The sequence below is a fragment of the Meishania litoralis genome, assembly GCF_042611095.1.
In the GTDB taxonomy this organism is placed as follows: Bacteria; Bacteroidota; Bacteroidia; order Flavobacteriales; family Flavobacteriaceae; genus Meishania; species Meishania litoralis.
Window position 1 is genome coordinate 882,105 of sequence record NZ_JBHFPV010000001.1, and the last position, 19,870, is coordinate 901,974.

Sequence of the window (19,870 nt, forward strand, 5' to 3'; positions counted from 1 at the left end):
AATTAACTTTTCTAATCAATTTTCTTGGAACGTAACCTCAAAGCATTTACTATTACAGATACGGAACTAAAACTCATTGCCAAAGCTGCAATCATCGGCGACAGCAGAATTCCAAAAAATGGGTAGAGCAAGCCAGCTGCTATCGGTATGCCCAGTGTATTATAAATGAGTGCAAAAAACAGATTTTGTTTTATGTTCTTCATAACAACATCGCTTAGATTGCGAGCTTTTACAATTCCGTGTAAGTCGCCTTTTACTAATGTGAGAGCAGCACTTTCAATGGCTACGTCTGTTCCTGTTCCCATTGCTATGCCCACATCACTTTTTGCTAATGCAGGAGCATCATTGATACCATCACCAGCCATTGCCACTACCTTTCCATTTTTCTGAAGTTTTTCAACTTCTTGTAATTTATTTTCTGGTAGCATTCCTGCTTTAAAATCTGCAAGGTTCAGTTCCTTTGCCACCGCTTGGGCGGTATCGTGATTATCGCCAGTAAGCATTATGACATCAATGTTTTTGTCCTGTAGTGCTTTGATAGCTTTCGCGCTTGTTTTCTTGATTTTATCGCCTACAACAACATATCCAGCTACTTTTCCATCAATAGCCATATAGGAGACCGTTTTGCCCTGCTCTTGAAAGGTTTTTGCTTCACTTTCCATAGCATCTGAAAGTTTCGCATTTGCGACTTCCATCATTTTGGCATTGCCCAGAGACACTTCTTTTCCATTAACGTTTCCTTCAACACCTTTACCAGTAACGGCATTGAAACCGTTAGCTTTTAGAAATTCCATTTGCTGTTCTTTCCCATACTTAATAGTTGCTTCCGCAAGGGGGTGTTCACTTTGGCTGTTTAATGACACTATGTATTGTAGTACTTCGTTTTCGGTAAAGCCATTATCAAAAGACCCAACTTTTTCGACCGTAGGTTTTCCCTCTGTGATTGTTCCAGTCTTGTCAACAATGAGCGTATCTACCTTATCCATTTTTTCGAGAGCTTCCGCATTTTTGATAAGCACACCATTCTGCGCACCTTTCCCAACGCCTACCATAACAGACATTGGTGTGGCTAATCCCAAAGCACAAGGGCAAGCGATTATTAATACGGCAATGGCATTGACCAAAGCATAGACATAGGCTGGTTCTGGTCCCCAAATCGCCCAGACTGCAAATGTTATCAAGGCAATTATTACCACAACTGGCACGAAATATCCCGAAACCTTATCAGCCAAATTCTGGATTGGTGCGCGGCTACGACTAGCATCATTCACCATATGGATAATTTGGGATAATAGCGTGTCCGAACCAACCTTTTCAGCTTTCATTAAAAAGGACTGATTACCATTGATTGTTCCACTACTGACTTTATCTTCTACAGTTTTATTTACGGGAAGAGGTTCGCCTGTAATCATCGATTCATCAATAGAAGTTTCCCCTTCGGTTACAACACCGTCAACAGGAATCTTATCGCCTGGTTTTACTCTTAGAATGTCACCCAACTCAATCTCGTCGATACTAACTTCTTTTTCTTCACCATCCACTATTTTAATAGCTTTATTAGGTGCTAACTTCAATAGTTCTTTTACAGCAGAATTGGTCTTACTATGAGCACGAGCTTCGAGCAGTTGACCCAATAGGACTAAAGTGAGAATTACCGTAGCAGCTTCAAAATAGACGTGAACAGTACCTGCTTCGGTCTTAAATTGGTCTGGGAAAAAATCAGGCACGAGCATTCCGAATACACTGAATAACCAAGCAACACCAGCACCGATACCAATGAGGGTAAACATATTGAGGTTCCACGTTTTTATACTGCGATACGCACGCTCAAAGAACATCCAAGTGGCGTAAAACACCACAGGTATGGAAAGCACAAACTGAATCCAGTTCCAATACTTCATTTCCAATATATCATATAATGGATTGTTGGTCAGCATTTCGGACATTGCAATTATGAAAATGGGTAATGTAAATGCGACCGCTATCCAGAATTTTTTGAGCAGTTTTATATAGGTCTTTTCCTCTGCGGACAGGTCGGGTTCCATAGGTACTAAATCCATCCCACAAATTGGACAGCTTCCCGGTTCGCCCTTGACGATTTCGGGATGCATCGGGCAAGTGTATTGCGTATTAGAAGCAGTCGATAGATTCATTTCTTCAACCAAATCCATTCCGCAGACTGGACAATCACCTGATTTGTCATAAGTTTTATCCCCCTCGCAATGCATAGGGCAATAGAACGTTCCCGTTCCTTTACCTTTAGGCTTTTCTTTCTCTTTAGCTGACGAGTGATGATGTTCGCCCAGTTTATGAATACTGTATGTATCACCATCGAATTTTAAGGCTTCCTGAAATTTCTCGATGGGAATATGTGATTCCATCTCAATGGTAGCTTCCCCTTTTTCAAGATTGACAACTACCTTAATTACCCCTTCTATATTAGAAAGTGTATTTTCCACGTGGGTTCTGCAACCATTGCAGGTCATTCCGTGTATGTGATAGGTGTGTTTCATTTAAATTCATATTTGTGCCTGACAAGGGAAGGGGATGCTATTAACCATCAACCAAAATTCCCTTCCCACATCAGGACTTTATTCTAATTCATCCTTCAAAAGATTCATATAATCGATTAACTCTGTTTTATTATCGTTTGAAAGAATTGCGTCTTTATGTACTAAGGTGTACGAACCCAAGGGCATTTCATTTTCCTCAATCTGACTTATGATTGACCTTAGCTTACTTTTCTTTCGTCTGTTAGAATAGTTGCCCCATTCATTAAAATTGAATTCATCTTTACCTTCGTTTATATGATATTGTAAATACCAAGCTATTGGTTGTACTTTATTATACCACGGATAACTTGTATTGTTGCTATGACAATCATAACAGGAAGTGCTGACCGTTTTCATTACCGATTCAGGTACTTTGTTTGCAATCATAAAATCGGTTTCAGGAACAGTATCACTCTGATTGCGTTCGGTAGGGATGAATTGAATACCCACCAATACAATCCCTAGAATCCACGCTATGATTTTAACTACTTTCAATTAGTTTATTTCTCGTTGTACTTTACCACATTTCAACATTTTGCTACCGTAATACGGATTACGTATTTCTTCTTTTGTACTTAACCAAGCTGTGCCGCCATCATACATAGGGCAGAATTGCTCGTATAGCTTTGTATTTGTTCCTGTAATTGTAACCAAATCTGTAACATCTTTACTTAGAGTCTTAAAATGTTCTCTTTGGTGTTTGATGTCGCTTTCACTAATATGTTCAGCGTGTTCGGTGGCATCTTCTATAATGTCCTTCAATTCCATTTTTTCACTATCTGAATAATTCGATTCATCAAAAGACTTAAGGGATTGTGCCAACGTATTCCCAAGTGTTTTAGCTTTAGAATTATCATCATTTACCAACGCATCCTTTAAATTGAAATAGTCATTAAGGACTGCGAGGGCTTTTGCATCTTGTTTACCTTGCTTAACTTGTATTTCACTTTGTGTTGAATTTGTAACTTTTTCTTTGTTGCCATCTTTACAAGACGTTGAGGCAAAGGCTGTAAGTACTAATGCGCTTGCCATTAATGTTGCTTTAAGTGTTTTCATTGTTATCGTTTTTTATGTTTATTGATTTATTAAATAATTGATTATCGCAGATTGTACATAATACATTTGCACTGATGCGATTTGATTAATTTGAAACTTCAGTTGTAATTCTTGAATGTCTAACACATCGTTAAAATCGATAGTTCCCGTTTCATAATTCTTAATTAGAATCTCTTCGGCATCATTAGCTTGCTTAAGATTTTTTTCCTGAGTATTGAATTTTATCCGTGCTTGATTGCGTTGTGATTTTGCTTTTGCAAAAGCAGTTTCTAAAGTATTTAACCGCTCGTTTTTTTGCGATGTAATTTCCTGTTGTCGCAACTTGTTCTGTTTGGAAACAGAACTGTACTTATTATTGAAAATGGGAATGGAAAGTGTAACCATTGGCATCACTATATCCTTTCCGTTATCACTAAAGTTCATCGCTGGTCGCTCTGCAACAGGAACATAGTCTAGCCCAAATCCTAGATTTGGCCCACTTTCTTTTTGGTTCAAAAGTTCGGATTGTTCTACGGATTCATAGAGCTTATCATATTTGATTAGTTCAGGATTGAGCGTCAACCCTTCATTGCTAAAAACAAGGTCTTCAACGGGAATTTTCATTTCTGGAACAACTTCCACGGCAATACTTTCCTTCCGATTCAACAGGTTATTGAACACCGTTTGTTCGGCTAAGTATTCTTCCTCTAAAACTTCTTTCTGTTGTTGCAGTTCGTTTTGACGGATTTGCAAACGCAATACATCCACAGCTGAGGCTTTTCCAACTTCAACTGATGTTAATGCCAACCGCTCGTAGGTTTGCAATAATTGAATATTATCTTCTAGTACTTTTTGATTCGCCTTGTTAGCATATAACCTGTAATAGGATTGGGCAACCGAAAGTGCCAGTTTGCGTTTAGCAATGGCGATTTCTACAAATTCCTTTTCTGCCATTGAACTAGCATAATTTTCCCTTGCTGTAATTGTTCCAAACCAAGGCAACATCTGAGATATTGAAAAACGCGCACGTTGCGCACCTGTTCTGGTTTCAGGTTCGCTCACAAAATAGCCTGCACTTATTTTGGTATTGGGCAATGTATTGACCTCACTTACCTTTTCACGGGCAATGTTATATCGCAATTCATACGCTTGAATATCTGGATTGTTCGCCTCTGCTTCTTGAATGTAGGATTGCAACTCTTGCGCTTTCGCGAAAGTGGAAACAAGCAAAAGACATACTATAATTATTATATTTTTCATTTGCTCGATTGTTTTAATTGGAATTCTTTTTTCATACTGAATAGCACAGGAACAACAAACAGCGTAATCAATGCTATTAGCATCCCGCCAAAACTTGGTATAGCCATCGGTATCATTATATCGCTTCCTCGACCCGTCGATGTCAAAATCGGCAATAGGGCGAGTATCGTTGTTGCGGTTGTCATCAAACAGGGTCGAATTCGCTTTTCGCCAGCTTCCACTATCGAATCACGAATTTCATTTTTGTTTTCAGGGGTATTGCGGTCAAATGTTTGTGTGAGGTACGTAGCCATCACAACGCCATCATCAGTAGCAATACCGAACAGCGCAATGAACCCGACCCAAACCGCTACGCTTAGATTTATAGTGTGCATCTGAAACAAATCCCGTAGGTTCTCGCCAAAGAAATTGAAGTTTAAGAACCAGTCTTGACCATAGAACCATATCATTAGGAAACCACCCGCAAAAGCAACGGCAATTCCAGTAAATACCATTAGCGAAGTAGCTACGGAACGGAACTGGAAATAAAGAATCAAAAAGATAATTATTAGTGCCAATGGAACAACGACGGACAAAGTTTTCTCTGCACGTAATTGGTTCTCATACGTTCCCGTAAACTGATAGTTAATACCTTTTGGGACGGTTAATTCGCCACTATCGATTTTCTCTTTAATCAACGCTTGGGCATTTTCTACCACGTCCACTTCTGCAAAACCGTCCAGTTTATCAAAGAGAACATAACCCACTAAAAAGGTGTCCTCACTTTTTATGACCTGTGGGCCTTGTTCGTAACGAATATTCACCAAATCACCTAGAGGAACAGGATTTCCTTTTTCTACGGGTACATAAATATTCTTTAAGTCCGTAGGGTTTTCTCTTAGTTCACGAGGATAGCGTACACGTACTGCGTAGCGTTCGCGACCTTCAACAGTTTGAGTAAGGGGCATTCCACCGACGGCAACTTGCAAGATTTCCTGAACCTTCATTATTGAAATGCCATACCGTGCAAGTTGTTCTCTATCAATATCAATAAGTAAATAGGGTTTTCCGACAATACGGTCGGCAAAAACAGCTTGCTCTTTAACACCTTCAGCCTGTTTAAGAATGGCTTCGAGTTGCAATCCGAAATCTTCGATTTCACTTAAATTTTGACCTTTAACTTTGATACCCATTGGCGCACGCATTCCTGTCTGTAACATTACCAACCGCGTTTCAATCGGCTGCAATTTTGGTGCTGAAGTAATGCCAGGTAGTTTCGTAACTCGTACAATTTCATTCCAAATATCATCCGGACTTTCAATTTCAGGACGCCAATTTCGATAGTACTCGCCATCATCGTCAATAATCAATTCATTCCTTATAACCGTAGTTTGTAGTTGTGATGCTTCATAATTTGCATCACCTTCAACTTCATTGTTAGGGTTGATGACCAGCTTGTCATTTTTTAAAACAAAAAGACCATCATCATTGACTTTGTATCGTTCTCGTTTTCCTTCCGGACCCATCATATATTCAGACTTATACTGAATAAGGTTTTCGTACATCGAAAGTGGTGCAGGGTCAAGTGCAGATTCGGTTCGTCCAGATTTACCGACCACCGTTTTTATTTCGGGGATAGTGGCAACGGCCATATCCAATTGTTGTAAAATTCTTTTGTTTTCTTCGACCCCAGCGTGTGGTAAAGATGTTGGCATCAATAGGAATGAACCCTCGTTTAGTGAGGGCATAAATTCCTTACCCGTATTCTGCATTATCAGTACACCGAATATGATTATAGTTGTTGGTACGGAAAGGAATAGAAGTTTATTCCGTAAAGCCCACCTTAAAATTCTTGTATAGTATTTGCGGAACACCCAAAATGTGCCTAGTAATCCAAAGCAAACGACACTTACAAAAATGAGGTTCATCGCAATGCTTCGGTCAAAACCTAAAGGTCGCCAGTATTCAGCCAATAGGAAAACAATGGCTAAAGATGAAATGATGATGTTCACCAGATTTGCTTTTTTTTGGGTCAGCTTTTCTTGTAATCCAGCAATTCCGGAAGCGCCAAAGGCAATCAATATAAGACCGAGCCAGAACCCGTACACCATTGCGATTATTCCAGCGATTATCAAAGAAATATTTAGGATGTATTTGAATGGGTTTTTAAGGCTTTTCTTTCGGAATAAAAAAGCTGCAAATGGTGGTATTAAAAATAGTGCAACTATAATAGATGCTGTGAGTGCCATTGTTTTTGTAAAGGCTAATGGACGGAACAGTTTCCCTTCAGCACCTACCATTGTAAAGACAGGAATGAAACTAATAATGGTTGTTAGTACAGCTGTAAGGATTGCACCAGACACCTCTGCGGTAGCATTGTAAACAACAGTATTTATTGGTAGTTTATTTCCTTCAGCATCTGTGTTTTCCATATCCAAATGCCTTATAATATTCTCGGAAAGGATTACACCCACATCGACCATAGTACCTATGGCAATGGCAATTCCAGAAAGTGCTACGATGTTTGCATCTACATTGAAAAGTTTCATCGTTATAAAAACCATCAACACCGCAACAGGTAACAACCCAGAAATTAAAACAGAAGCTCTGAGATTAAAGACCATTATGATGATGACAAGAATGGTAATTAAAATTTCCAGCGTTAACGCTTCGTTTAGCGTGCCTAAAGTTTCTTGAATAAGTTCTGTACGGTCGTAAAACGGAACTATGGTAACTTGTGAAGTGCGACCATCAGCCAATTCTTTAGACGGTAGTCCAGCACTTAAACCATTGATTTGGTCTTTTACATTGTTAATGACTTCCATAGGGTTTGCGCCATATCTAGCCACGACCACACCGCCGACAACTTCCGCACCCTCTTTGTCAAGTATGCCACGTCTAGTAGCAGGTCCTAAATGAACTTTGCCAACATCTTTTATCCTGATAGAAGTAAATTCTTTAGAGGTAACAACGGCATTTTCTATATCTGTAATAGACTTTATATAGCCCAATCCACGGACAAGATATTCGGCTTGGTTCATTTCCAAAGTCTGAGCGCCTATGTCTTGATTACTATGTTTAACAGCTTTTACAATATCAGCCAAACTAATACTGTACTGGCGCATCAATTCAGGATTTACATCCACTTGATATTCTTGAACGTAACCACCAATAGAAGCAACTTCTGAAACACCGCTTGCCGATGACAGTGCATATTTCACGTAATAATCTTGAATGCTACGAAGTTCCTGTAAGTCCCATCCGCCTATAACATTACCATCCTTATCACGCCCTTCTAGAGTGTACCAGAAAATCTGACCCAATCCTGTGGCATCAGGGCCTAAAGCGGGATTTACGCCATTGGGCAATAGACCACTTGGTAATGAGTTGAGCTTTTCAAGAATTCTACTTCGCGACCAATAAAATTCTATATCCTCTTCAAAAATGATATAGATGCTCGAAAATCCAAACATCGAGGAACTTCTTATAGTTTTTACCCCTGGTATTCCTAACAACGAAGTAGTAAGCGGATAGGTAATTTGGTCTTCAATATCTTGTGGCGAACGCCCTTGCCATTTGGTAAAGACGATTTGCTGATTTTCGCCAATATCGGGTATGGCATCAACGGCCACGGGGTTACTTGGCAGAATACCCGTTTCCCAACCAAAAGGTGCATTAACAATACCCCAACCCACAAATAGAGCGAGCATAAGTACTGCAACGAGTTTGTTTTCGATTAAAAATTTTATGCTTTTATTGAGCATACATAATGATAATTAGACAGTTATACAAAAGTTGGGTTTGATGTTATTCTGAAAAAAGAACACAACAAAACGAGCCCAAAACGGAATACCGCAGGGCAAATAGTTTACTGTCTAAAAATCAAATTAAGTACGTCTCGTAAAGAATCTGTACGTCCCGTTCAATAAATGGGGGCGAGTAATCTTTGAAAGGAATGATGTTCTCATCAAGTCCTTCAAAAAGATTTATATAACTATAGAAGAATGAAACAACAAACGTTTGTTGTTCAAAAGTAAGTTTGTCAAATGATGTTTGTAGTTCGTCATTGCCTTCTTTTACAATCTGTTGGTCGGTACAACAATCATTTTCGGTCATAACAGGATTTTCACAACTTTTAGCAGGTTGTGCTTTTTCCATACCACAACTTTCCGCTTTGGTAAATACCGAAAAGTCAACTAAAGAATCCCCACAATAATGCATATCAACAGTGAATGACATTGTAGTAAACAAGACTACAAAAGCCATCAAAACGGATGATATTTTATGAAAAATCTGCTTCATCTAGAATGCAAAGCTACAAAAATTTAACAGTTTTTATTAGGATTAACAGAACTTTAATTTTGTAAGCGACGACTTTTTCCAACTTTATATCTAAATAATTCTATCAATATTATTCGTAATTAGCAAGTCTTGTTTTGGGCTTTAGCTAAATGACAATCTTTGAAAGCTTTACCACTTTTGCAAGGACAAGGGTCATCTGGAGATATAAAAGTTTCTTTTGTAACAAAATCTGGTTCGCCGTCAAATTTACCTTCTTTTCCAGTTTCGGCAATATTGAAAATTTCTTTTAACTCAGCCTCTTTTCTTTTTATTTCCGCTGCGGATGGTTTAAGTCTTCGGGTAAGTTCCATATCAAAAACACTATCCCATATTCGATACGTTTCTGAATCTTTATTAGGTGGTTCACTAAATACTTCCCCTTCCTTATTTAAGGTTTTGAATTTTTTAAAATCTTCTTTTAATTCTGGTAATGTAATAAAGAATGTATCATTGGGTTCTACTGCAAAAAACAGATTTCTTAAAAATTTGTCATTGGTACTAAATACTCTTGCAAACGGGGCATAAAACAAGTATTCTAAATCCAAAAGATTTGTTAATCGCTCACCGCACAAAGAATTATTGATTCCGATATAGTATAGACAGACGACTTCATAACAATACATAGCGTAACCTGCCATATTCTGTAAATTTGGATGTGATTCATTTTTCCATCTGGATTCAATAGTATTTTGTAAATCAGGATTTATTTCAAAATAATCCATCACTAGATTTAAAGTGTCAACTGGTTCAATTTCTATGTAAAGTCGTTCTTTCAACCTTTCCTTCAGGCTTAAAAACTTTTCTTGATTTGAAGGTTTATGGTCTCTTATTTTGATGTCTTTAAGATGGTTAAATTTTGTTTTGAATGATTTAACTACACCTTCATCCTTGGATTCCGTTCGCCATACATCGGCTATAATTTCATCCATTGTGTCAAACTCACCTCTTTTCCATCGCTTTATAGATAGCTCTTCTTCAGTTTCAACAAAAGTCATCCCTTTTTTGGTAGGTGTTTTTATAGATTTTTGAGCACTTAAAAACGGTCTATTATCAGCTGTCGTAAATTCGCCTGTTAAAGACTTTTCAACCAAGATTTTATAATCCATATTTACATATGCATTATAGGGAAACATTTTCTTCGCTAAGTCAGTAACTTGTTCTTTAGGTGGTTTTCTGCCTTCTTTTTCCTCTTTCGCAAGGTCACCCAAAATCTCTGAAACCAACAAGGGCGTAACGTTCACGATATAATATTTATGCAGTTCAACTATATCCTCATAATTGAAGCCTTGAAATGTTGATTTATCCAGTACTACAGGTATTGACATAATTCTTATTTTAATCTCATTATTCCACGTAATCTAACCTTGTTCAAAATAGTTAAAATTAAAGACATAGGTCTAGGGTAAACGTTTTGGGTTTTAAGAAAAGTTTTTTTTTAATTCAATTAGTTTTATTTACCCCTAAATCATTAAATTTCTCAAACAGCTCTTTCCATTTCTCTCTGACCAATTTTATCCCTTAGAAGAGCCATATCATCACTAACTTTTTTCTCAACTACTCTTGCATAAATTTGAGTTGTAGATAGTTTGGTATGACCTAGTAATTTTGAAACCGTTTCAATAGGAACACCGTTGCTCAAAGTAACGGTAGTTGCAAATGTATGCCTAGCCATATGAAAGGTAAGATTCTTCTTGATACCGCACAGGTCAGCTATTTCCTTTAAATAACTATTCAGTTTTTGGTTAGAGAGCTTTGGAAGAAGATTCGTGCTACTTTGGGTTCTAATGTGGTCCTTATACTTATCAACTAAAGATTGTGCTTGAAACAATAACGGAATTTTGAATGGTGTACCCGTTTTAACCCTATCGGCCATTATCCAAGGCTTTCCGTCTATTCCAATTACAATATTATTGCTAGTCAACTCAATAATATCACTATATGAGATACCGGTATAACAACTAAAAACAAATAAATCTTTAACAACTACCAGACGCTCAATCGAAGAGTTCAAGTCCTCGATACTCTGTAACTCTTCACTTGTCAGAAACTCACGTTCTTTCTTTTCATTCTTCATTTTAAAATTGACAAAAGGGTCTCTGTCTAACCATTCCATCCGGTAGGCTAGAGTTACCATTCTACGAAGACGTTTTATATGCTTCATAGCAGTATTGTTACCAATTTTACTTTGTCCTGCTTTGGGAACATAAGAGCGAAGAAAATCCTCAAAGCCTATGACAAAACCGTAATCGAGTTCAGAAAGAAAAATATCAGTTTCCTCATACTCTTTTAAAATATACTCTAGCATATATCTTTGGCTAGTTTTATATTGACCCATTGTATTTTTATGCAGTTTGTGCTGCATTTTTTCATTATAATAATCAATAAGATTTTGAAAAGAAAAGCGCTTTTTGTCCTCACCTAAAAATCTGGCTTTGACCATTTGGGAAGTAAATAGCTTTTCTTCCTTTTTGAAGTCCTCGTATATTCGATAAATCTTTGATTGTACCTCGTTCAAATAAAGATTGAGAATACGTGAATCTTTATCTGTTCCATTGGCTCTTTGGGTTTTTTCATCCCAAGTAGAAACATCTATCTTCTTTTTGAGGCTAATGTTCACACGCTTACCATTCTTGGTAAGTCGAACGTAGATATTTGCTTTGTTGTTTATGGCACGTTTACCGTATACCCAAAACAGTACTGAAAATGTTGATGAAGTTCGCATAGTTGTCGTCTTTTAATGGTTAAACATCGCTGGACGAAAGTCAAATCAACTATCTTAATTATGAGTAAGTTACGTTATTCTGTCAACATATTTATGATAAAAAAGATATGTTGACGATTTGTGACCTTTTAGATGCAAATGATATCAAATTAAATGATTGCTCTAAAAAAATAAAACCTTGCAAATCATAGGATTTGCAAGGTTTTGTGGGATTTTGTTTTCCCTTTAAGCGGTCTGGACGGGACTCGAACCCGCGACCCCCTGCGTGACAGGCAGGTATTCTAACCAACTGAACTACCAGACCAATGATTTTATCTTAAAAATAGACTTCCGCAACAGCGGAATTCAAATCTTGTTCAAACACTTTTTGCAAAGTGTGTGCAAATATACATTGCTATTTCAATTGCGCAAACAATTTTCTTAAAAATAAAAGCCCATTTTGGCGTATGGCCCAAGGTCTAAAGAAATTTTTGGCGCTCGATCATCAGCGTATTCAAAACCTTTGAAAAATCACCCTGTACATCGACACCTACATATTTTATCCTATACTGGGCGCACTTCAGTTTAAGTTTGTCGAAATAAGCTTTCATATATTTTTCATACCCCTCTTTGACCATATCGGAATACAGGTCGATATGCTCACCGGTCTCAACATCAAAAAAACGCTTCGGGGTGCTCTCAAAGTCAAAATTAAGTTCGGTAGCGGTATCCAGTAAATGAAACAGCACAACTTCATGTTTGTTGTACTTCAAATGGCGAAGTGCATCAAAAAGCCGGTCATCATCGGTCTCGGACTGGAACATATCGGTAAACAAGAAAATCAGGCTCCGGCGTTTGATCTTCTCCGCTATCTGATGCAGGTAGGTGTACGTGTTGGTCGCTTTCGACGGTTGGGTATCCAAAGTGATTTCAGAAAGTTTCGCCAACAGCATTTGATGATGGCGCTCGCTTCCTTTTTCAGGGTAATACAAATCATACCCTTTCGAAAAAACACTCAGCCCGACGGCATCACGTTGTCTTTTCAGAACATTCATCAACGCGGCAATGGCCAAAACCCCGAAACCTATCTTGTTCAAGTTTTCGATGCCCAAATTCTTTACCTCAGGGTAGTACATCGAAGCTGAATTGTCCAAGATCATGTGACAGCGAAGATTGGTTTCCTCTTCGTATCGCTTGGTATAGAGTTTATCGGTCTTGGCAAAGAGTTTCCAATCGATATGCTTGGTACTTTCGCCCGTATTGTAAATCTTGTGCTCGGCAAATTCTGCCGAGAAGCCATGAAAAGGGCTTTTATGTATTCCGCTTATAAAACCTTCGACCACCTGGTTCGCCAAAAGTTCCAAGTTTTGGAACAGCGTGGCCTTGTTCAACTCCGACTGTAGGTTCATAAAGCGAATATAAACCAAAAAAGGGCCGACTTTCGCCAAACCCTTTATAATAAAATATTAAAACCCTTTACTTACAACACTGCATCGATAGCATCGGTATAGACCTTTTTCGGTGATACCCCGACCTGTCTATTCACGATTTCACCATCTTTGAACACCAATACGGTCGGTATATTACGAACCCCGTATTTGGCAGCAAATTCTTGGTTTGCATCTACATCGACCTTGCCCACGACGGCCTTGCCTTCGTACTCAGTGCTTACCTCGTCAATGATAGGGCCTACCATTCTACAGGGTCCGCACCAAGCTGCCCAAAAATCGACCACAACGGGTTTATCACTTTTTAAGACTACTTCGTCAAAAGTAGCATCTGTTATTTCTAAAGCCATGTTAATTACTTTTATTTATTTTACAAAGTTAGTCAAATATTCTTCTTCTTACTTACGGGCAATTTATTCATAAAACCTATTATGGTATCAATAGAACTTATTCATGATCAATTCAATTTATAATGAAAATCCTGTGCTTCGAGGGTGGTCAATAATTCGCTTGAAATTTGCACCTTTTTCTTTCTACTCACCAAATTCACCTTGATCTGTTCTTCCATTTCATAGACGACAAAGTTCAACGCATGATCCCCTTTATGTATATGCAAAGTGTCTTTTAGGGTCTTGATCCGTTTTTCCTGTAAAGCGGCAATATCTAATTTGATGGTCAGTTTTTTGGCATAGGTATCCATGACTTCCTGAAGCAACATAAAACTATTGAACTGCAAACGGGGGTCTCCTTTCTTGCCCGTATCCCTGTTGATCCATCCTTCACGAACGAATACTTTTATATAGACGAACGAATTGATCATCAAAAAATGGCGGTATTTCAAATATTCCTCTCCAAAAATCCTGAATTCAAAAGAATCGGTATAATCCTCAACAGTGAACAAGGCCCACCCTTTTCCGTTTTTTGAAATACGATGTTGCACATCGGTAATGACGCCTGCAAATGACAATTCCCGATTCACATAATTCTCCAATTCATTCGCACATGAAACGCTTGCGTTGCAAAAGGTATTGATCTCAGTCTTGAAATCATCCAATGGGTGACCTGAAATATAGATGCCCACAACTTCTTTTTCGCGGCGCAATTTTTCCATCGTGCCCCATTCTTCACAAGGGGGAACCACAGGTTCGGGAATCTGTACCTCGCTCGCCTCACCGAACAAGCTCACCTGGGCCGAGTTTTCGTTTTCCTGGAACTTGGCCCCATACTTGATGACCTTTTCCAAAAAAGTGATACCGTCACCTTCATCGTGAAAGTATTGCGCCCTATGGGCCGTACCAAAAGAATCGAAACCACCGGCAACGGCCAGGTTCTCAAAGGCCTTTTTATTGGCTGCTCTGAGATCGACCCGTTTGGCCATATCGAATACCGATCTAAAATGTCCGTCTTCCTTTCTCTTCGATACGATAGTTTCTACCGCTGCCCGGCCGACCCCTTTGATGGCGCCCATTCCGAAGCGAACGGCCCCTTCTTTGTTAACGGCAAATTTGTAGTACGATTCATTGACGTCAGGCCCGAGCACATCAAGGCCCATACGTTTACATTCTTCCATAAAAAAGGTCACCTGCTTGATGTCGTTCATATTGTTGCTCAAGACCGCCGCCATGTATTCAGCGGGATAGTGCGCCTTCAGATAAGCCGTTTGATAGGCAATATAGGCATAGCAGGTAGAGTGACTTTTATTGAACGCATAGGAAGCAAAGGCTTCCCAGTCCTTCCAAATTTTTTCAAGGATTTCTTTCGGATGACCGTTCGACGCACCACCTTCGAGAAATTTAGGCTTCATCTTTTGCAGCACGGCGAATATCTTTTTCCCCATGGCCTTTCGCAACACGTCGGCCTCGCCCTTTGAAAAACCCGCCAGTTTTTGGGATAGCAACATTACTTGCTCTTGATAGACCGTAATGCCATAGGTCTCTTTCAAATACTCTTCCATTTCAGGAAGGTCATAGGTGATCTCGGCCATACCGTTCTTTCGGGTAATGAAGTCGGGAATGTACTCCATCGGCCCGGGACGGTAGAGCGCGTTCATCGCGATGAGATCATCGAATACGGTCGGTCTTAAATTTTTTAGATGTTTCTGCATTCCGGGGGATTCGTACTGAAAAATACCCACCGTATCGCCCCGCTGGAAAAGTTCGTATGTCTTCTCGTCATCCAACGGAAACTCGTCGGGTACCAATTCGATGCCGTGCTTCGCCTTGACGATCTTGACGGTATCTTTGATCAAGGTCAGGGTCTTCAATCCCAAGAAATCCATTTTCAATAGACCGGCACTTTCGACCACTGAGTTATCGAACTGGGTCACATATAAATTGGAATCCTTGGCGGTCGCCACGGGAACGAAATTGGTGATATCATCAGGGGTAATTATTACCCCACATGCATGGATACCCGTATTACGCAACGAACCTTCGAGCACCCTTGCCATTTTCAGGGTCTGGGCCTCTAGATCATCGCCATCGGCTATGTTCAACAATTGATTTACCTTTTCAAGTTCCTCGGCCCGGAACCTTTTTTTGAGTTCGGACTCCTCTACCCCGAAAATCTTCGCCAATTTCGACATGGTCGGAATCAGCTTGGCGATTCGATCGGCATCGCCCAAAGGAAGGTCCAATACCCGTGCCGTGTCACGAATAGAGGATTTTGCGGCCATAGTGCCGTAAGTGATAATCTGCGCCACCTGATTGGCCCCATATTTATTAATGACATAGTCCATGACACGGCCACGGCCTTCATCGTCGAAATCAATATCGATATCGGGCATCGACACCCTATCCGGATTCAAAAACCGCTCAAAAAGCAAATCGTATTTCAAGGGATCGATGTTCGTGATCTTCAAACAATAGGCCACAACCGAACCGGCGGCAGAACCCCTTCCCGGCCCCACCGAAACATCCATTTTTCGGGCTTCGCGGATGAAATCCTCTACGATCAAAAAGTAACCGGGATAACCTGAATTCTCGATTGTCTTCAGCTCAAAATCGATGCGCTCCCTAATTTCAGGGGTGATTTCGCCGTACCGCTCTTTGGCCCCTTCATAGGTGATATGGCGCAAATATGCATTTTCACCTCGCTTGCCGCCGTCCACTTCGTCTTCATCGACCTTGAATTTTTCAGGAATGTCGAATTTCGGCAGCAATACGTCCCTGGCCAAATCGAACGGTTCTATTTTGTCGATAATTTCTTGAACGCTCAAAATCGATTCGGGGAGGTCTTTGAAAAGTTCCTTCATCGCTTCCCCCGACTTGAAATAATACTCTTGATTGGGCAGTCCGTATCGGTAACCCCGGCCTCGACCTATCGGTGTGGCCTGTTTTTCCCCATCCTTTACGCAGAGCAGCACATCATGTGCTTCGGCATCTTCTTGCGAACAATAATACGTATTGTTCGTCGCCACCAATTTTACTTCGTGCTTATTGGCAAATTCAATCAAGACCTGATTGACCCGATCTTCATCTTCTTGCCCATGGCGCATTATCTCGATATATAGGTCGTCGCCAAACTGGTCTTTCCACCAAAGCAAAGCTTCCTCGGCTTGATTCTCGCCTATGTTGAGGATCTTACCTGGCACTTCACCGTACAGGTTTCCGGTCAAAACGATAATATCTTGCTTGTATTTCTGAATTACTTCCCTATCGATACGAGGCACATAATAAAAACCATCGGTATAGGCGATCGAAGACATTTTACAAAGATTCTGATAACCTTTTTTGTTCTTGGCCAATAGTACGATCTGATAGCCATAATCTTTAACGTTCTTGTTGGTATGGTCTTCACAAACGAAGAATTCACAGCCGATTATCGGCTTGATTTCCAATCCCGTAGGTGGCTCGCCATGGTTGATTGCTATGGTATTTTTTTCTTCGACACTTTTGTTATGGGCCTTGATCTCTTTGACAAAATGAAACGCGCCCATCATATTCGCATGGTCGGTCAGGGCCACGGCCGACATATTGTTTTCGGCCGCCGATCGCACCAGATCCTTGATGTTTATGGTAGACTGCAACACCGAAAATTGCGAGTGGTTATGCAGATGCGCGAACGGGGCATCTTCGAGGGTCTTGATATTTTCCCTTATCTCTTCCTGCGATACACCGCCCGTGTCTTTTTCCCAAAGGGCATCGGCTATTTTCTTCGAGGCTTTTTGAAGATTGATGTGTTTAATACCGATCAATTCGATTTCCTGCGGATTGGCTTCCGAGAAATTTTCAAAATAATCGGATGGCACATCGAGCTCCTCGACGGTATAGTGTTTTCTTCGAACAAGTTCCAAAAAACAACGTGTCGTTGCCTCGACATCGGCGGTCGCGTTGTGCGCCTCTGCAAAGGGTTCTTTGAACAGGTATTCATGGAGTTCGGTCAGTGTCGGCAGTTTGAACTTCCCGCCCCGGCCTCCGGGAATTTGGCACAATAACGCGGTCTCTTCGGTACAGGTGTCCAAAACCGGAAGGTCTTGCAATGCATTTTCGACGCCCGAGCGGTGAAATTCCGCCCCCATGATATTGACGTCGAATCCCACATTTTGGCCCACGATGAACTTCGTTCGTGCCAGGACAGCATTGAATTTTTCCAAAACTTCGGAGAGCGGAACTCCATCCTGTTCGGCCAAAGCCGTAGAGATACCATGTATTTTCTCGGCATCATAAGGTATGTTGAACCCATCGGGGCGTACCAAATAATCTTGATGCTCGACCAAATTGCCCATTTCGTCATGCAACTGCCATGCGATCTGAATGCATCGAGGCCAGTTATCGGTATCGGTGATGGGGGCATCCCAACGCTTGGGGAGTCCAGTGGTTTCGGTATCGAATATTAGGTACATATATTAACTTCTGTCCGTTCGCGCCTGCCTTTTGCGGCAAACAGTGGCAGCGGATAACTGCCCAAAATAGCACCGATAAAAATAGTGAAAAACGGCCCGTAGCAAAAGGGGAGTTGTCATGAGTTATCAACGCTCGAAAACCAAACATTCCATTTCTTTTATTGTATCTTGAACCTCAACAAAATTCGCACCATGAAGAACTTTTTACTCCTGTTCACTTTAGTTTTATTGATGCTTCCCGAAGTCAAGGGTCAAGATTCCGAAAAAAAACCACCCAACTTCATTATCATTTTTGCCGATGACCTTGGCTACGGAGACCTGAGTTGTTTCGGGCACCCGACCATCAAAACCCCAAATCTCGATAGAATGGCCAACGAAGGCCAAAAATGGACGAATTTTTATGTTGGCGCCAGTGTATGCACACCTAGCCGTGCCGCCCTGTTGACAGGACGACTTCCCGTTCGTAGCGGCATGGCGAGCGACAGACATCGTGTGCTTTTTCCCGATTCAAAAAATGGATTGCCCCCTAGTGAAATCACCTTGGCCGAACAGTTGAAAACGGCCGGCTACGCAACGGCCTGTATCGGCAAATGGCACTTGGGCCACAAGAAACAATACCTGCCCACCAATAATGGGTTCGATTATTATTTCGGAATTCCATATTCCAACGACATGGATCGACTGCAAGGCGATGCCTATAACGACTATTGGAAACGACCCAACGACTCTATCAAAACGGAACACTTCAATGTACCCCTACTTCGCAACACGGAAATCATTGAAAGGCCGGCCAACCAAAATACAATAACGACGCGTTACTCCGATGAAGCGGTCAAATACATCAAGGAAAATAAGAAAAAACCGTTCTTCATTTATTTGGCGCACAATCTGCCCCATATTCCGCTTTTCGTTTCCGACAATTTCAAGGGAAAAAGCGAAAGAGGACTGTATGGCGATGTTGTGCAAGAAATCGATAATGGCGTCGGCAAAATACTGAACACGCTTAAAGAAGAAGGTCTGGCCGACAACACTATTGTGGTTTTCACTTCCGACAACGGTCCATGGCTGCCCTTCAAGTTGAACGGTGGCAGTGCCGGACTTTTAAAAGCCGGCAAAGGCACTACATGGGAAGGAGGCATGCGCGAACCGACCATTTTTTGGGCACCAAAGCGTATCAAGCCCGGAATCATAACCGATCTTGGTACGACCATGGATCTATTTGCCACATTCAGTTCCCTGGCCGGACTAAAATTGCCGGATGATCGGATTTTGGACAGTGTAGATTTGACCGGGACTTTACTTGACCAGGAACCAAGCCCAAGAAACAATGTGCTTTATTATAGGGGTACCGAACTCTATGCCGCCCGACTTGGTGATTTCAAGGCCCATTTTATAACCCAGGGCGCATATGGCGAATTCGGCGAACGTATTGTTCATGATACCCCTCTCCTGTACAACTTGAATTTTGACCCAGGCGAGCAATTCGATGTTGCCGAAAAGCATCGAGATGTCATCAATGATATCATGGAAATGGTCGATGAGCATCGTTCAAAATTGATAAAGGGAAAAGATATGTTGGCCGAAAGGGAATAGCATTGTGAACTCATTTAAACTTTTTGGATTAAAACAAAATTCGGGCATTTTCCGCCAATTGAAAAAGTTTAAATGAGTTCTGTATTAAAGCTATTGCACATTTAAAGATTTGAAGTAT

12 protein-coding genes and 1 tRNA gene are annotated in these 19,870 nt (G+C 40.6%); 1 reads left to right on the plus strand and 12 read right to left on the minus strand.

Annotation, left to right across the window (positions count from 1 at the left end; genetic code table 11):
* Positions 1–11 precede the first annotated feature (11 nt).
* From ACEZ3G_RS03970 to dnaE, 12 genes are all read right to left on the minus strand, one after another.
* A complete protein-coding gene (locus ACEZ3G_RS03970) occupies positions 12–2,513 on the minus strand; it encodes a heavy metal translocating P-type ATPase (RefSeq protein WP_432424154.1) in 2,502 nt (833 codons plus the stop codon).
* Between the two features lie 78 nt (positions 2,514–2,591).
* Entirely contained in the window at positions 2,592–3,047 is a 456-nt protein-coding gene (locus tag ACEZ3G_RS03975; RefSeq protein WP_340200773.1) for a heme-binding domain-containing protein, read from the minus strand.
* A complete protein-coding gene (locus tag ACEZ3G_RS03980) occupies positions 3,048–3,608 on the minus strand; it encodes a DUF3347 domain-containing protein (protein WP_340200774.1) in 561 nt (186 codons plus the stop codon).
* 18 nt (positions 3,609–3,626) lie between these two features.
* The gene (locus ACEZ3G_RS03985; protein WP_340200775.1) at positions 3,627–4,847 is read right to left on the minus strand and encodes a TolC family protein; all 1,221 of its coding nucleotides are present in this window, start codon (positions 4,845–4,847) and stop codon (positions 3,627–3,629) included.
* Positions 4,844–8,590: an efflux RND transporter permease subunit gene (locus tag ACEZ3G_RS03990; protein WP_340200776.1), complete on the minus strand. Its 3,747-nt coding sequence runs from the start codon at positions 8,588–8,590 to the stop codon at positions 4,844–4,846. The genes ACEZ3G_RS03985 and ACEZ3G_RS03990 overlap by 4 nt, the downstream gene beginning before the upstream one ends.
* A 118-nt stretch (positions 8,591–8,708) precedes the next feature.
* Positions 8,709–9,128, minus strand: a complete 420-nt coding sequence (locus ACEZ3G_RS03995) for an HYC_CC_PP family protein (RefSeq protein WP_413788819.1) — start codon at positions 9,126–9,128, stop codon at positions 8,709–8,711.
* Between the two features lie 119 nt (positions 9,129–9,247).
* Complete coding sequence (locus ACEZ3G_RS04000; protein ID WP_432424155.1) at positions 9,248–10,492, minus strand: SEC-C metal-binding domain-containing protein; 1,245 nt, start codon at positions 10,490–10,492, stop codon at positions 9,248–9,250.
* Positions 10,493–10,644: 152 nt separating this feature from the next.
* A complete protein-coding gene (locus ACEZ3G_RS04005) occupies positions 10,645–11,889 on the minus strand; it encodes a site-specific integrase (protein ID WP_340200781.1) in 1,245 nt (414 codons plus the stop codon).
* Between the two features lie 230 nt (positions 11,890–12,119).
* A tRNA-Asp gene (locus tag ACEZ3G_RS04010) sits at positions 12,120–12,193 on the minus strand.
* Positions 12,194–12,347: 154 nt separating this feature from the next.
* Complete coding sequence (locus ACEZ3G_RS04015) at positions 12,348–13,277, minus strand: DUF58 domain-containing protein (RefSeq protein ID WP_432424156.1); 930 nt, start codon at positions 13,275–13,277, stop codon at positions 12,348–12,350.
* 71 nt (positions 13,278–13,348) lie between these two features.
* Complete coding sequence (gene trxA / locus ACEZ3G_RS04020; protein ID WP_432424157.1) at positions 13,349–13,666, minus strand: thioredoxin; 318 nt, start codon at positions 13,664–13,666, stop codon at positions 13,349–13,351.
* A 107-nt stretch (positions 13,667–13,773) separates the two neighbouring features.
* Positions 13,774–18,159, minus strand: a complete 4,386-nt coding sequence (dnaE, locus tag ACEZ3G_RS04025; RefSeq protein ID WP_432424158.1) for a DNA polymerase III subunit alpha — start codon at positions 18,157–18,159, stop codon at positions 13,774–13,776.
* Between the two features lie 192 nt (positions 18,160–18,351).
* On the opposite strand from dnaE, the gene ACEZ3G_RS04030 reads away from it, so the two are divergent.
* Complete coding sequence (locus ACEZ3G_RS04030; protein ID WP_432424159.1) at positions 18,352–19,752, plus strand: sulfatase family protein; 1,401 nt, start codon at positions 18,352–18,354, stop codon at positions 19,750–19,752.
* Positions 19,753–19,870: the final 118 nt, after the last annotated feature.